The organism is Roseburia amylophila (assembly GCF_025567465.1).
GTDB classification, from domain to species: Bacteria; Bacillota; Clostridia; order Lachnospirales; family Lachnospiraceae; genus Roseburia_C; species Roseburia_C amylophila.
In genome coordinates, this window is record NZ_JAOQKI010000019.1 from 34417 (window position 1) to 50236 (window position 15820).

Sequence of the window (15820 nt, forward strand, 5' to 3'; positions counted from 1 at the left end):
ATATGTTATTCTTTTAGACGGACAACGGGGTCAACCAAGGGTGAACGTTGTCCTTTTTTCAAACAGAGGGGGAAAAAGGATGGAATTTCGACCGTGCATAGACATCCATAATGGCAAGGTCAAGCAGATTGTGGGCGGAAGTCTTAAGGATGAAGGAAATCAGGCAAAAGAGAATTTTGTGGCGGAACAGGATGCCGCTTATTTTGCAGAATTTTATAAAAAAGATAAGATTCGTGGCGGACATATCATTCTGCTGAATCCGTCAGACAGTTCTTATTATAAAGAAACGAAACGTCAGGCACTGCTTGCACTTCGCACATATCCGGGCGGTATGCAGGTTGGCGGCGGCATTCATGCAGAGAATGCCAAAGAATTTATCGAGGCAGGAGCCAGTCATGTAATTGTGACATCCTATGTATTTAAGGATGGAAAAGTAAATTATAATAATCTGGAGAAAATTCTTGCAGCAGTAGGAAAAGAGCATCTGGTTCTGGATTTAAGCTGCCGGAAAAAAGATGGCGACTACTATATAGTGACAGACCGCTGGCAGAAATTTACCGAAGAGAAAATCACGCCGGAGTTATTAGATAAATTAAAGGAATATGCGGATGAATTTTTAGTACATGCAGTAGATGTAGAGGGAAAAGCATCCGGCATTGAAGTCCCACTGGCAGAAATGTTAGGAGACTGGGGCAGAATTCCAATTACATATGCCGGAGGAGTCGGCAGTTTTGAAGATTTAAAGCGGTTAAAAGAACATGGAAAAGGCAGGCTTAATGTGACGATAGGCAGTGCATTAGACCTGTTTGGCGGCAGAATGGCATATAAAGAGGTTCTGCAGTATATAAATCAAGTATAAGGAAAAGGAGAGCGGCAGTATGAAGTATACAAAACAGGATATTATCCGTATGGCAGATGAAGAAGATGTGGAATTTATCCGGCTTCAGTTTACGGATATGTTTGGAACCTTAAAAAATGTGGCAATTACACGAAGTCAGTTAGAGAAGGCACTGAATAATCAGTGTATGTTTGACGGCTCATCCATAGAAGGCTTTGTCCGGATTGAGGAGTCCGATATGTATCTTTACCCGGATTTAGACACATTTACTATTTTCCCATGGAGACCACAGCAGGGAAAAGTTGCAAGAATTATCTGTGACGTTTATTGTGCAGACGGAACACCTTTCGAAGGAGACCCAAGATACGTATTGCGGAAAGAGATTACGCGTGCAGCAAAGATGGGCTATACCTTTGATGTAGGACCAGAGTGTGAATTTTTCTTATTCCATACCGATGACAATGGCCAGCCCACAACCGTTTCCCATGAGAAAGCAGGATACTTTGACTTAGGACCGGTAGACTTAGGTGAAAATGCGAGACGTGATATGGTGCTGACTTTAGAGGATATGGGATTTGAAATCGAGGCATCCCATCATGAAGTAGCACCGGCACAGCATGAAATTGATTTCCGTTATGATGAAGCATTGGCAACAGCCGATAAGATTATGACTTTTAAACTGGCAGTTAAGACCATTGCAAAGCGTCATGGCTTATTTGCAAGCTTTATGCCAAAGCCAAAATATGGAATCAACGGTTCCGGCATGCATATTAATATGTCACTTTCCCAGAATGGAAAAAATATATTTGATGACCCATCCGGTGAACTTGGTTTGAGCAAAGAAGCATATTATTTCATTGGCGGAATAATGAAACATATGAAAGGCATGTCAGCGATTACCAATCCGCTGGTAAATTCCTATAAGAGACTGGTTCCGGGCTATGAAGCACCGATTTACATTGCATGGTCTGCAACGAACCGCAGTCCGCTGATTCGTATTCCGGCATCCAGAGGGGCAGGAACCAGGGTGGAATTAAGATGTCCGGACCCGGCAGCCAATCCATATCTGGCATTGGCAGTATGCCTTGCAGCAGGCTTAGATGGAATTGAAAATAAGATTATGCCACCGGAAGAGGTAAGAGAAAATGTATTTGAAATGAGACTTTCCAGGAAAGCGGAAAAGGGTATTGAATCACTTCCGGGAGATTTAATGGAAGCAATCGAAGAGTTTGAACACGATGATTATATCAAAGGGGTTTTAGGACCACATATTACAGAGAAATATGCAGAAGCCAAGAAGGCTGAGTGGGCGGACTACAGAGCCCAGGTGACACAGTGGGAGATTGATGAGTATCTGTATAAGATTTAGTAGATGTAAGAAAATGCTACAGGAGATAAGAACTTGATTAATGTTATTGTTGCATTCCCTAAGATAGAAAATGCCAAAAGTATAAAAAATATACTTGTGCGCAGTGGATTTCATGTAGATGCAGCAGTCACAACAGGGGCTCAGGCATTGCAGTATGCGAATTCGTTAGATGGAGGTATATTGGTCTGCAGTCCAAGATTTGTGGACATGATGTATACAGAACTGCATGAATATATTCCTGCTACATTTCAGATGCTTCTTGTTGCTTCGCCGGATATCTGTAATGAGCATGAAGTTGCTGATATTATGTGCCTTTCCATGCCGCTTAAAGTGCACGAACTGATACAGACGGTAGAGACCATGTCTTATACTATTACCAGAATGCGTAAGAAACGGCGTACGGAACCGAAGGTACGGAGCGAAGAGGAAAAACGCATGTTACAGGATGCTAAAGAACTTCTGATGGTACGAAATAACATGAGTGAAGAAGAAGCACACCGGTATATCCAGAAACGAAGTATGGATAATGGAACCGGACTCATCGAGACGGCACAGATGATTTTGAGCCTTATGCATGCATAAGTATGAAAAATAGGTTAAATATAGTAGATTATTTAGAGAGAAGAAAAGGAGATATTATGTATCAGATTAATGAAAACTACCAGAAATTACCAGGAAGCTATTTATTCAGTACCATTGCCAAAAAGGTAAATGCATTTACCCAGGCAAATCCGGATAAGAATATCATCCGTCTTGGAATCGGGGATGTCACCCAGCCAATCGCTCCGGCAATTATTGAGGCTTTACATAAGGCAGTTGATGAGATGGCAGATCCTGCAACCTTCCATGGATATGCACCGGATTTGGGATATGATTTCCTGCGTAATGCTATTGTAAAAAATGATTATCAGGCAAGAGGATGTGCAATCGAAGCAGATGAAATTTTCGTATCCGATGGAGCAAAGAGTGATTCTGGAAATATTCAGGAATTATTCGGACCGGATATAAGAATTGCTGTATGTGACCCGGTATACCCGGTATATGTGGATTCCAATGTTATGGCTGGAAGAACCGGTACATATAACCCGGATACCCAGATGTGGAGCAATGTAATTTATATGCCATGTACCAGAGAAAATAATTTCGTGCCGGAATTCCCGAAGGAGACACCAGATGTAATTTATCTGTGCCTGCCAAATAACCCAACCGGAACAACCATCACCAAAGCACAGTTACAGGAATGGGTAGATTATGCCAATAAAGAAGGTGCATTGATCATTTATGATGGTGCTTATGAAGCATACATTTCAGAAGCAGATGTTGCTCATACCATTTACGAATGTGAAGGAGCACAGACCTGTGCCATCGAGATTAAGAGCTTTTCAAAGAATGCAGGATTTACCGGAGTACGTCTTGGATATACTGTAGTACCAAAGGATTTGAAATGCAATGGCGTATCTTTACATGATATGTGGGCAAGACGTCACGGCACCAAATTCAACGGCGCACCTTATATCGTACAGCGTGCCGGTGAAGCAGTATATTCCGAAGCTGGAAAAGCACAGTTGAAAGAACAGGTTGCATATTACATGAAAAATGCAAGCGTAATCAAAACCGGTCTTAAAGAAGCAGGATTCGAAGTATTCGGTGGCGTAAATGCACCATATATCTGGTTAAAGACACCGGAGCAGATGACATCCTGGGATTTCTTTGATTACCTCTTAGAAAATGCCAATGTAGTAGGAACACCGGGATCCGGATTCGGACCAAGTGGAGAAGGATACTTCAGACTGACAGCATTCGGAACATATGAGAATTCAGTTGCAGCATTAGAGAGAATTAAGGCATTATAAGTCAGTATCATAAGGATATACGAAATATAGAAGGGACAGCGATTTTAATTGCTGTCTCTTTTTGGCATCCGATATAACAGGCAATTGGGAAGAAAAATATATTTATTTTAAAAAGTTTGGATATCTAAGAACATCTGGATGATATGCACTGGAATGCCAGCAGTTCTTAAATATCGGTTTTGCCTGATGGTAAACTGTCTTTCCGTTGCTTTGACGGGGGCACTGCACTGTCCGTCAACTACGGATGCAACATAAAATCTGCAAGGGGCACTAAGAATTTCGTTATAAATAGTATCCATTCCGGCAACCGGCGCAAATTCACATCCATGTTCAAATGCGCCTCGCTGGCACTTCCCTGTGCCAGCGTTGCCGGATAACAGACGAAATTCTAAGTGCCCCTAACAGACCTTATCATGCATCTGTAGTTGACGAACAATACAGTGCCTCTGTCAAACATTGGAAAGACAGTTTACCATCAAGCAATACGGACATTTTGACAATGAGAAAAGAGAATATGTAATTGACCGGGTGGATTTGCCGGCATCCTGGACAAACTACCTTGGCGTAAAAGATACCTGTGTGGTTGTAAATCATACAGCGGGGGGGGGCTATATGTTTTACAAGACACCGGAGTATCATCGTGTAACAAGATTCCGGGCGAATGGAGTTCCAATGGATCGTCCGGGACATTATGTATATATCCGCGATGAAGAAGACGGAGATTACTGGAGTGTTTCCTGGCAGCCAGTTGGCAAATCACTGGATGAAGCAAAATATACCTGCCGTCATGGAATGAGTTATTCCAAATACAGCTGTGATTACAAAGGAATTGCAGCAGAGCAGACCTTAGTTGTTAAGATAAAATTTTACCCGAAGATGTCCGATTGGCACATGAAATGACAGAAAGGTTAAAAATTTTATCAAAGTATTCTTTTCCTGAAAAACCTTCTTACGGAAGTAATAAATGCGACAAACGGAAACATTATTTTAGCATCAACCATATTTGGAAACACACCAAAGGTTGCAGGAAAGAACTATTATGTAGGAACAAATTTAGCGGTTGCAAAACAGGCATTAAATGAAAGACATTTTCTTAACCAAAAATAGCGAAAATCTGGTTAAGAAAGCAAGAATTTAAGAATTAGAAAAATGCTGTAAACCCGCATAAATCAAGGCTTACAGCATCCAAAAAAATAGAGCGATAGACGGGGCTCGAACCCGCGGTCTCGACCTTGGCAAGGTCGCGCGTTACCAACTACGCCACTATCGCATTTGTGCTGAACACGAAATTTACTATACTATAAGAAAAAGGGTTTGTCAAGTGTAATATTAGAAAAGTTTTCACATAAAATACAATAAGCAAGAAAGCAGGAGGACTCCCTTGAGTGCAAAGACAAAGATTGTAGTGCTTCATATGAAGGAACTGATTTACACAGGAATTTTTGCGGTACTTGGAATATTACTGGTATTATTGTTGGTCTATATGTTTTCTCCGGATAAAGATGAGGAGAGCCGGGAGACCATGAAATATGTGGCAGGGGTATATACGTCTTCCATCATATTTAATGATAAAACCGTGGATGTGGAGGTTGTGGTGGATGAGAATAAAATCAATTCCATTTCTCTGGTAAATCTCGATGAAACTGTAACCGCAATGTATCCGTTGATGCAGCCGGCACTGGATAATTTGAAAGAACAGATATATGAAAATCAGTCAACGGATAATCTCAGCTATTCCGATGATAACCAGTATACGTCCATGGTGCTGATTCACGCCATTGATGATGCCCTGGAAAAAGCAGCGGCTGCCCCGGAGACAGAGGCGGAGTAACAGTATAAAATGATACGACAGAAATAGCAAAAGGAAAACAAGAAAAAGGCTTGTCAGTGCCGGGACCAAAAAGCTATAATAATGAAATGGAGAATACAATACAATATGAACTGACACCAAAAAAAGTAAAGAATATTATCATCCGGGTAAAAGCCAATGGCGTAGTAGCAGTAACGATGCCCTATCGCATGAGCAAAAAGAAAGTGGATGCATTTGTGCAGAGCAAGGCGGAGTGGATCCGCATGATGCAAAAGAAGCTTGCAAATCAGCAGAGGATAGATGTGGATGCACTGGAGTGGAACCGGCAGAAAGAGCAGTATTTAAGAGATATACTGCTGCAGGAGTATGAACTGTTTCGGGCTTATCATATTTCTATGCCAACGGTCAGATTCCGCAGCATGACCAGCCGCTATGGAAGCTGCTGCAAGGCAAAGGCATCCATTACTTTGAATAAAGTACTGGCAGACCTTCCGTTAGAATGCGCAGAATATGTTGCTGCTCATGAACTGGCACACCTGGTAGAAGCAAATCACAGCAGACGATTTTATCAGGTGCTGGATACTGTGATGTCAGATCATAGAATACGAGAAAAGAGGTTGAGAGAATATGCGTTATTCCATGGAAAACGCGAGCATGAAGGTGGAAGTTGAGTCCCTTGGGGCAGAACTGAAATCTGTGCTTGGAAAGAAAAGTAACATTGAGTACATGTGGTGCAGCAATCCGGAGTATTACAAACGGAGTGCACCAAACCTGTTTCCGATTGTTGGAAGCTTAAAAGACGGAGTCTATCATTATCAGGGAAAGTCTTACAAGATGGGACAGCACGGCTATGTCCGTGATGTAGAGTGGAAGGTGGAGAAAAAAGATGAAAACACACTCGTTTTTACCCATCAGTCCGATGATACAACAAAAGAAAAATATCCCTTCGATTATGAGATGGAATTAATCTATCATATGAATGGCAACAGACTGGAAATCACATGGAACATTAAGAATACCGGCAAGGAAAAAATGTATTTTTCCTGTGGATTCCATCCATGCTTCTCCTGCCCGGTACATGGCGAAGCGGACAAGAGCGGTTATGGCTATGACATGCATATGAATGGAAATGTCATCTGTCGTGATTTTGACGTAGAATCCGGACTGGCATTAAACAGCAAAAGTGAGCTTAAGTTAGAAAATGGATTTGCAGCATTTACGAAGGATTTCTTTGACAATGGTGCTTATGTGATAGAGAATAACCAGACTCATGAAGTATCCTTGCGTGATCCGGAAGGAAAGAATTACTTAAATGTGTATTTCCCGGAAGCTCCGTTATTTGGACTCTGGTCAGCAGAGAAGAAGAATGCACCATATGCAGCCATTGAACCTTGGTTTGGAAGATGCGATAAAGAGGATTTTAACGGAAGCTTGGAAGAAAGGGAATGGGGACATGCGTTAGCGCAGGGTGCATGCTTTCAGGCAGCATACACCATAGAAATTGCAGGAGAAGATTAATTTTCATGCATTTTCTTATCTTCCGCTAAGAGTTCTTCATGAAGTGCAATGGAATCCCAGTTGATATTGTGCTCCGTGAGAACGGCTTTCAGTCCGATTCTGGTAAGATGAAGCTTTTTAAATTCCACCAGGAAACGGTCTAAAAGAGCATTATCAAAGCCTTTGAATACCAGCATTTCGTCGGTGAAACCATCGCCGGTATAGACCTCTTCTTTCAAAGGGAAGCCATCAATCCCTGCGAGGGCACCTAAAGTCTGGTTATATTGTTCTTTGGTGATAATACGGATTTTTATTTTTAACCGGAGGCAGAGCATTTTTAATGTTCTGCCTTTGCTGTTTTCTAAATTGTAAAATAATATAACTGGATGCATAAGGGAAAACTCCTTTCTAAAAGAGATAGAAAATATCTGCCATTCAGCCATAAAGTATAAGGTTTCCGGGGGAAAATGGCAAGTATAAAAGATTGCATTTTTATATATTTTTTATTATAATGAAAAATCATAGTTAAAAGTGGGATAAAACGCAAAAAAGTTGGTGTGAATTATGGCAGATATTACAACAGAAGAATTAGAAGAATTAGAAAATGAAGTGGTGTCTAAGGATGACAACATAAAGACCATGCAGGAATTCGTCAGTCCGGAGAGCCTGTATCAGGAGCTGATTGCAAGCGTGAAGAAATATCACCCGTCGACAGATATTTCTTTGATTGAAAAGGCATATAAGACAGCGGATACGGCACATAAGGGACAGGTACGAAAATCCGGTGAAGCATATATCATTCATCCGTTGTGTGTGGCAATTATTTTAGCGGAGCTGGAGCTGGATAAAGAGACTATCGTAGCCGGACTGCTTCATGATGTCGTAGAGGATACCGTCATGACAGTAGAGGAAATTGCTTCAGAGTTCTCAGAAGAGATTGCCCTTTTGGTGGATGGCGTTACAAAGCTGGGTCAGTTATCTTATGATGCGGATAAAGTCGAGGTTCAGGCAGAGAACTTAAGAAAAATGTTCCTTGCCATGGCAAAGGATATCCGTGTTATCTTAATCAAGCTGGCAGACCGGCTGCACAATATGCGTACGTTAAAATATATGACACCGGAGAAGCAGAAGGAAAAAGCGAGAGAGACCATGGACATCTATGCGCCGATTGCACAGCGTCTTGGTATTTCTAAAATTAAAATCGAATTAGATGACCTTTCCTTAAAGTATCTGGAGCCGGAAGCATATTATGATCTGGTAGAAAAGGTTGCACTTCGTAAGAGTGTCCGTGATGATTATGTGCAGAGCCTTGTAAAAGAAGTGAGTAAACATATTGAAAATGCAGGAATCAAGGCACAGATTGACGGAAGAGCAAAGCATTTCTTTTCCATTTATAAGAAAATGGTCAATCAGCATAAGACCTTAGACCAGATTTATGATTTATTTGCCATAAGAATTATCGTGGATAATGTCAAGGACTGCTATGCAGCACTGGGTGTCATCCATGAGATGTATAAACCAATCCCGGGACGTTTTAAAGATTATATCGCTATGCCAAAGCCGAATATGTATCAGTCCCTCCACACCACACTGATTGGACCGACCGGACAGCCGTTTGAGATTCAGATTCGTACCTTTGAGATGCATCGTACCGCAGAATATGGTATCGCTGCCCACTGGAAATATAAGGAAGCTGCCAATAACGGCGGCACAGTGGCTACCACCAAATCAGAGGAAGAGAAGTTAAGCTGGCTGCGCCAGATTCTGGAATGGCAGAAAGACATGTCAGATAATAAAGAGTTCATGAGCCTGTTAAAGAGTGATTTGAACCTCTTTTCCGATACGGTATTCTGCTTTACTCCGTCCGGAGATGTAAAGAACCTGCCAACGGGTTCCACACCGGTAGACTTTGCGTACAGTATCCACTCGGCAGTTGGAAATAAGATGATTGGAGCCAAGGTAAATGGTAAATTAGTTCCAATTGATTACGAGATTCAGAACGGTGACCGTATTGAGATTATCACGTCCCAGAATTCCAAGGGACCGAGCCGTGACTGGTTAAATATTGTTAAGAGTACACAGGCAAAAAATAAGATTAACCAGTGGTTCCGGAGTGAGTTAAAAGAAGAAAATATCGTAAAGGGCAAGGAACTGATTGCCCAGTATTGTAAGGCAAAATCCATTAATCTTACGGATATTAACAAACCGGAATATCAGAGTAAGGTTATGCGGAAATATGGATTCCATGACTGGGATTCCGCACTGGCAACCTTAGGACACGGCGGACTGAAAGAAGGCCAGGTTGTGAATAAGATGCTGGAGGAATACCGGAAAGACCACCCAATCCAGCTTACCGATGAGGATGTATTGAACAATGTGTCTTCCGAGAATAAGGATAAGGCAGTTCCACAGAAATCCAAGAGTGGTATCATTGTAAAAGGACTTTATGATGTGGCAGTGCATTTTTCCAAATGCTGCAGCCCGGTGCCGGGAGATGAAATTGTAGGATTTGTCACAAGAGGCCGTGGTGTTTCTATTCATCGTACCGATTGCATTAATATCATGAACCTTTCCGAGCTGGAAAAAGTGCGTTTGATTGATGCAGAGTGGCAGCAGGGTGCAGAGCAGGGTGACAATGGACTTTATCTTGCTGAGATTAAAATATTTGGTAACAACCGTACCGGACTTTTAGTAGATATTACCAGAATTTTCACTGAGCGGGAAATCGATATCAGTTCCATTAATTCCAAGACCAGCAAACAGGGAGTTGCGACCATTTCTATTTCCTTTAATACCAAAGGCAAAGAGGAATTGAGCAGCTTAATAGAAAAAATCCGTCAGGTAGAGAGCGTGATTGATATTGAACGTACTACCGGCTGATAGAGCATTAGCAAAATAAATTGCTGATTTATGAAAAAAGTCAAAGTCAGTTATTATTATAGAAGAGGAAAATTATGACAGAACAGACAGAAGTATTACGATATATTGTGGGACCGGTCTGCACCAACTGCTATCTTCTGGTAAATCATAAGACAGGAGAACTTCTTGTGGTAGACCCGGGAGACCAGGCACAGTTGATTGAAAAGCAGATTGAGAAAACCGGGGCAAAACCGGTGGCAATCCTTCTGACCCATGGACATTTTGACCATGCAGGAGCAGCAGAAGAACTTGCAGATAAATACCAGATTTCCATTTATGCCCATGAGGCAGAGAGGGAGACCTTGGAAGACCCGGGACTTAACCTTTGCGGGATGATAGGAGAGCATAAGGTCTATCATGCAGATATTTTCGTAAAAGACGAAGAAGTATTAAATCTTGCAGGATTTTCCATCCGTGTATTTTTTACACCGGGGCATACCATTGGCGGATGCTGCTATTATATTGCAGATGAGAAGATTCTTTTCAGCGGAGATACGCTGTTTCAGGAATCTGTGGGAAGAACCGATTTCCCAAGAGGAAGTGCATCGGATTTAATCCGGGCAATCAGAGAAAAACTGATGCCGCTGCCGGATGATGTGACCGTGTATACCGGACATGACGAAAGCACTTTAATAGGCTATGAGCGGATGCATAATCCGTATTTATAAGGACGAACCATGATAACAGTATTATTAGATAAAGCAGAATTTGAATATGATATCCATTCGCTGGTAAAGGCATTTTATCCGAAGGAAGAGGTATATGTTTCCACGAAGGATAAGGAGAAAAAAGAAGAGCCGGTACATTATCACATGGATGTACAGTTTGCACCGGAAGAAATCATTTTTTCCTGGAAACGGGTGGAGGCTTCGGAAGACAATGCGAATCAGAACGGAATTACAAAATGTGTAGCAGTAGATTATACAAACCGCAAGGAGACCAAGAACAGTTTAAAGCGGACACTGTATCGGTTATTGTCAGAATATACCGGAGTGGAGCTTCCGTGGGGAAATCTTACCGGTATCCGTCCGACGAAGATTCCGATGGCACTTTTAGAAGAGGGTAAGAGCGAGGAAGAAATTGCCCGCTATATGAAGGAAACGTATTTTACCTCCGATGAGAAGATAAAGCTCAGTATTGAAATTGCAGAGCGGGAGTTGGAACTTTTACACAAATTAGACTACGAAGAAGGCTACAGCCTTTATATTGGAATTCCATTCTGTCCAACGACCTGCCTTTACTGTTCCTTTACTTCTTATTCCATGTCAGCCTGGAAAAACCGCATGGATGACTACTTAAGTGCACTGGAAAAGGAACTGGATTATACAGCGGTCAAATTTGCACATAAGAAATTAAACAGCATTTATATTGGTGGTGGAACACCGACCACATTAAATCCAAAGCAGTTAGACAGATTGATTCGAAAAATCAAATGTAGTTTTGATTTATCTGATTTAGTGGAATTTACAGTGGAAGCCGGAAGACCGGACAGTATTACAAAAGAGAAGCTTATGGTGCTTCGCAATCATGATATCAGCAGAATTTCCATTAATCCACAGACCATGAAACAGGAAACTCTGGATTTGATTGGACGGCATCATACCGTACAGCAGACCATTGACAGCTTTTATCTGGCAAGAGAATTAGGCTTTGATAATATCAATATGGATTTAATCGTAGGACTTCCGGGAGAAAGTCTTTCGGATGTAGCAGATACCATGGAAGTAATCCGGAAGTTAGCACCGGATAATCTGACGGTTCACTCACTTGCCATTAAGCGTGCAGCAAGGCTGAATATACAAAGAGAGCGTTATCAGGATTTTGAAATTGTCAATACCGCAGACCATATCGCACTGACTTCGAAAGTGGCAGAAGAAATGGGCCTTTTCCCATATTATTTATACCGCCAGAAGAATATGGCAGGCAATTTTGAAAACGTAGGCTATGCAGCACCGGGAAAAGCCGGTGTATACAATGTTCTTATTATGGAAGAGAAACAGAGTATTGTAGCCTGTGGTGCTGGTGCATCCACGAAGCGTGTCTGGGTACAGCCAAATCCCGATGGCACACACCGGATTGAACGTGCCGAGAATGTCAAGGATGTGGCACAGTATATCACAAGGATTGATGAGATGATTGAACGGAAGAGCCGGCTCTTTACAAAGGAATAAAAGCGGTTGACATATCAGAACACGAAAAATATAATAGTTCTGTATGAATACAAATATATAATAAGAAAAATAGATAAAATGCTTATCTCGGAAAATGGAGGAAATTTCATGGCATTGAGTAAGAAGCCGGTTACAGGCATGAAGGATATTTTACCGGAGGAGATGCAGATTCGTGATTATGTGCAGAATGTAATCAAAGAGACCTACCGGAGTTTTGGATTTACACCAATTGAAACTCCTTGTATGGAGAATATTGCAAACCTCACCAGCAAACAGGGTGGAGAAAATGAAAAACTCATTTTCAAAGTATTAAAACGTGGTGAAAAGCTGAACTTAGAGACAGCAGAAAAAGAAGAAGATGTAGTGGATTTTGGTATGCGTTACGACCTTACCGTTCCGCTGGTAAGATTCTATTCCAATAACAGTAACCAGCTCCCATCCCCGTTTAAGGCATTACAGATGGGAAATGTGTGGCGTGCTGACCGTCCTCAGAGAGGGCGTTATCGTCAGTTCATGCAGTGCGATATTGACATTTTAGGAGAGCCGTCCAATCTGGCAGAGATTGAGCTGATTCTTGCAACAACTACAACCCTCGGCAAGATTGGATTTAAGAATTTTGAAATCCGAATCAATGAACGCCGCATTTTAAAAGCAATGGCAGCTTACAGCGGATTTCCGGAAGAAAGCTACGACCTTGTATTTATCATCTTAGACAAGATGGACAAGATTGGGCTGGACGGAGTCGCAGAAGAACTGAAAAAGGAAGGCTTTGCAGAAGAAGCGGTCGATAAGTACTTATCCTTATTTGAAAAAGCAGAAGGTACCGAAAACGGACTGGTTACCTTATGTGATACATTAATTGAAGCTGGATTTTTAGAGGAAGAAGTAAAGCAGAACCTGACAGAGATTATCGACAGCGTAGAAGCAACCAAAGCAGCAGACTTTAAAATGGTATTTGACCCGACTTTAGTGCGTGGCATGGGTTATTATACAGGAACTATTTTTGAAATAGCTATGCCGGAGTTCGGCGGAAGCTGTGGCGGAGGTGGTCGTTATGATAAGATGGTTGGAAGATTTACCGGCAACGATGTACCTGCATGTGGATTTTCCATCGGTTTTGAAAGAATCATTCTTCTGCTCTTAGAGGGCGGATTTAAGATTCCGGGACAGGCAGCGAAGAAGGCATATCTCATCGAAAAGGGATATCCGGCTGACAAGCTGCAGGAGGTAATTGCACAGGCTCAGAAGGAACGTTCCGAAGGAACCCAGGTATTAGTGGTTCGTATGAATAAGAACAAGAAGTTCCAGAAGGAGAAGCTTACGGCAGAGGGTTATGAAGAGTTTGTGGAGTTTTTTAACAGATAGTCTGTTTTTCTGCAAGAAGCAGAAAATGGAATAATTTTGATAAGATTTTTAGGAGGATAAGAAAATGTCAGAATCCATGCAGGGATTACACAGAACCCATAGATGTACAGAAGTATCCAATGCCAATATTGGAGAAAAAGTTACCGTCATGGGATGGGTACAGAAAAGAAGAAATTTAGGAAGTCTTATATTCATAGATTTAAGAGACCGTTCCGGAATTCTGCAGCTTGTATTCGACGAGCCAAAGGTAGGAAGCGAAGGCTTTGCCAAAGCGGGAACACTGCGTAGCGAGTTTGTTATTGCAGTCGAAGGAACCGTGCAGAAGCGTTCTGCAGCAGTTAATGAGAATTTAAAGACCGGTGATATTGAGGTAATTGCTGAGAGTATCCGTATTCTTTCAGAATCACAGACACCGCCATTTCAGATTGAAGAGAACAGCCAGACCAAAGATGAGATTCGTTTAAAATATCGTTATCTTGATTTACGTAGACCGGATATCCAGCGTAACCTGATGCTGCGTAGTAAAGTAGCATATCTGATGCGTGATTTTATGGCAAAAGAGGGTTTCTTAGAGATTGAGACTCCGATTCTTTGTAAGTCTACACCGGAAGGTGCAAGAGATTATCTGGTGCCAAGCCGTATACATCCGGGCAGCTTTTATGCATTGCCGCAGTCACCACAGCTTTTCAAACAGCTTCTGATGGCATCCGGATATGACCGTTATTTCCAGATTGCAAAATGTTTCCGTGATGAGGATTTACGTGCAGACCGTCAGCCGGAATTTACCCAGGCAGATATGGAGCTTTCCTTTGTAGATATTGATGATGTATTAGATGTCAATGAGCGTCTGTTAAAATACATTTTCAAAGAAGCCATCGGTGTAGATGTAGAACTTCCACTTAAGAGAATGCCTTGGCAGGAAGCAATGGATCGTTTTGGTTCTGATAAGCCGGATACCCGTTTTGGAATGGAATTAAAGGATGTATCTGATATTGTAAAAGATTGCGGTTTTGGTGTATTTACCAGTGCGTTAGAGCAGGGTGGTTCTGTCCGTGGTATCAATGCGGAAGGACAGGGCGCAATGCCAAGAAAGAAGATTGACAAGCTGGTAGAGTTTGCAAAAGGCTATGGAGCAAAGGGACTTGCTTATCTTTCTGTACAGGAAGATGGCAGCTATAAATCATCCTTTGCAAAATTCATGACAGAAGAGGAATTGAAGAATCTGGTAGCAGCAATGGACGGAAAGCCGGGAGACCTGCTTTTATTTGCAGCAGACAAGAATAAAATTGTATGGAATGTATTAGGTGCACTTCGTCTTGAAATTGCCAAAGAATTAGACCTCTTAGACCCGAACCAGTATAATTTCCTCTGGATTACAGAGTTCCCATTGTTAGAGTGGTCAGACGAAGAGAATCGTTATATGGCAATGCATCATCCGTTTACCATGCCAATGGAAGAGGACTGGGATAAGATTGATACAGATCCGGGTGCAGTACGTGCCAAAGCATATGACATCGTATTAAATGGTACCGAGTTAGGCGGTGGTTCTGTCCGTATCCACCAGAGTGATATTCAGGAGAAAATGTTTGAGGTTCTTGGCTTTACAAAAGAGAGAGCACATGAGCAGTTTGGATTCCTTCTGGATGCATTCTCCTATGGTGTACCACCACACGCAGGACTGGCTTATGGTCTTGACCGTCTGGTTATGCATATGGTACATGCAGATTCCATCCGTGATGTCATCGCCTTCCCGAAAGTAAAGGATGCATCCGACCTTATGTCCAATGCCCCGGATATCGTAGATGAGAAGCAGTTAGAGGAACTGTGCATCAAAGTGGATGAGAAAGAAGTAGAAGAAAAAGAAGCAGAAGAAGCTGCAGAAAAATAAAGAAACAGATAAAGCATGTTTCTCACATAAATAAAGAGTTATAGGACAAAATGTGTTGATGAAAACCGCTTTCAAGCCTTGAAAATAAAGGGCTGAAGGCGGTTTAATCT

Annotated in this window: 13 protein-coding genes, 1 tRNA gene and 1 pseudogene; 13 read left to right on the plus strand and 2 right to left on the minus strand. The window is 41.9% G+C overall.

The features are described from left to right. Positions 1–79: 79 nt before the first annotated feature. The 5 genes and pseudogenes from hisA to OCV43_RS11320 form a co-directional block, all read left to right on the plus strand. Complete coding sequence (gene hisA, locus OCV43_RS11300) at positions 80–859, plus strand: phosphoribosylformimino-5-aminoimidazole carboxamide ribotide isomerase (RefSeq protein WP_262624132.1); 780 nt, start codon at positions 80–82, stop codon at positions 857–859. A gap of 19 nt (positions 860–878) precedes the next feature. Next, positions 879–2207, plus strand: coding sequence for a type I glutamate--ammonia ligase (glnA, locus tag OCV43_RS11305; protein ID WP_262624133.1), 1329 nt, complete (start codon positions 879–881; stop codon positions 2205–2207). 33 nt (positions 2208–2240) lie between these two features. Next, positions 2241–2789, plus strand: a complete 549-nt coding sequence (locus OCV43_RS11310) for an ANTAR domain-containing response regulator (protein WP_022244360.1) — start codon at positions 2241–2243, stop codon at positions 2787–2789. 56 nt (positions 2790–2845) lie between these two features. Further along, a complete protein-coding gene (locus tag OCV43_RS11315; protein ID WP_262624134.1) occupies positions 2846–4060 on the plus strand; it encodes an LL-diaminopimelate aminotransferase in 1215 nt (404 codons plus the stop codon). A gap of 474 nt (positions 4061–4534) precedes the next feature. After that, positions 4535–4921 (plus strand): annotated as a pseudogene (locus tag OCV43_RS11320) (GH36-type glycosyl hydrolase domain-containing protein); the annotation flags it as partial. A gap of 336 nt (positions 4922–5257) precedes the next feature. Here the strand turns inward: OCV43_RS11320 and OCV43_RS11325 are convergent. Next, positions 5258–5330: transfer RNA gene (locus OCV43_RS11325), tRNA-Gly, on the minus strand. Between the two features lie 111 nt (positions 5331–5441). Here OCV43_RS11325 and OCV43_RS11330 point away from each other — a divergent pair. The 3 genes from OCV43_RS11330 to OCV43_RS11340 are packed head-to-tail and all read left to right on the plus strand — an operon-like array spanning position 5442 to position 7388. Next, complete coding sequence (locus OCV43_RS11330; protein ID WP_022244363.1) at positions 5442–5891, plus strand: hypothetical protein; 450 nt, start codon at positions 5442–5444, stop codon at positions 5889–5891. Between the two features lie 56 nt (positions 5892–5947). Next, positions 5948–6541, plus strand: coding sequence for a M48 family metallopeptidase (locus OCV43_RS11335; RefSeq protein WP_022244364.1), 594 nt, complete (start codon positions 5948–5950; stop codon positions 6539–6541). Further along, positions 6525–7388, plus strand: coding sequence for an aldose 1-epimerase family protein (locus OCV43_RS11340; RefSeq protein WP_262624135.1), 864 nt, complete (start codon positions 6525–6527; stop codon positions 7386–7388). The genes OCV43_RS11335 and OCV43_RS11340 overlap by 17 nt, the downstream gene beginning before the upstream one ends. On the opposite strand, the gene OCV43_RS11345 is transcribed toward OCV43_RS11340, so the two are convergent. Beyond that, positions 7385–7759 (minus strand): DUF3783 domain-containing protein, encoded by a 375-nt coding sequence (locus OCV43_RS11345; RefSeq protein ID WP_022244366.1) that lies wholly within the window; start codon positions 7757–7759, stop codon positions 7385–7387. The genes OCV43_RS11340 and OCV43_RS11345 overlap by 4 nt on opposite strands. A gap of 172 nt (positions 7760–7931) precedes the next feature. Between OCV43_RS11345 and OCV43_RS11350 the strand changes: the two genes are divergently transcribed. The 5 genes from OCV43_RS11350 to aspS all read left to right on the plus strand — a co-directional run bounded on the left by OCV43_RS11350 (position 7932) and on the right by aspS (position 15710). After that, a complete protein-coding gene (locus OCV43_RS11350) occupies positions 7932–10247 on the plus strand; it encodes a RelA/SpoT family protein (protein WP_022244367.1) in 2316 nt (771 codons plus the stop codon). A gap of 74 nt (positions 10248–10321) precedes the next feature. Next, positions 10322–10954: an MBL fold metallo-hydrolase gene (locus tag OCV43_RS11355; RefSeq protein ID WP_262624136.1), complete on the plus strand. Its 633-nt coding sequence runs from the start codon at positions 10322–10324 to the stop codon at positions 10952–10954. A 9-nt stretch (positions 10955–10963) separates the two neighbouring features. Then, positions 10964–12457, plus strand: a complete 1494-nt coding sequence (gene hemZ, locus OCV43_RS11360) for a coproporphyrinogen dehydrogenase HemZ (protein WP_262624137.1) — start codon at positions 10964–10966, stop codon at positions 12455–12457. Between the two features lie 108 nt (positions 12458–12565). Further along, complete coding sequence (hisS, locus tag OCV43_RS11365; RefSeq protein ID WP_262624138.1) at positions 12566–13822, plus strand: histidine--tRNA ligase; 1257 nt, start codon at positions 12566–12568, stop codon at positions 13820–13822. Between the two features lie 64 nt (positions 13823–13886). After that, positions 13887–15710: an aspartate--tRNA ligase gene (aspS, locus tag OCV43_RS11370; RefSeq protein ID WP_022244371.1), complete on the plus strand. Its 1824-nt coding sequence runs from the start codon at positions 13887–13889 to the stop codon at positions 15708–15710. Positions 15711–15820: the final 110 nt, after the last annotated feature.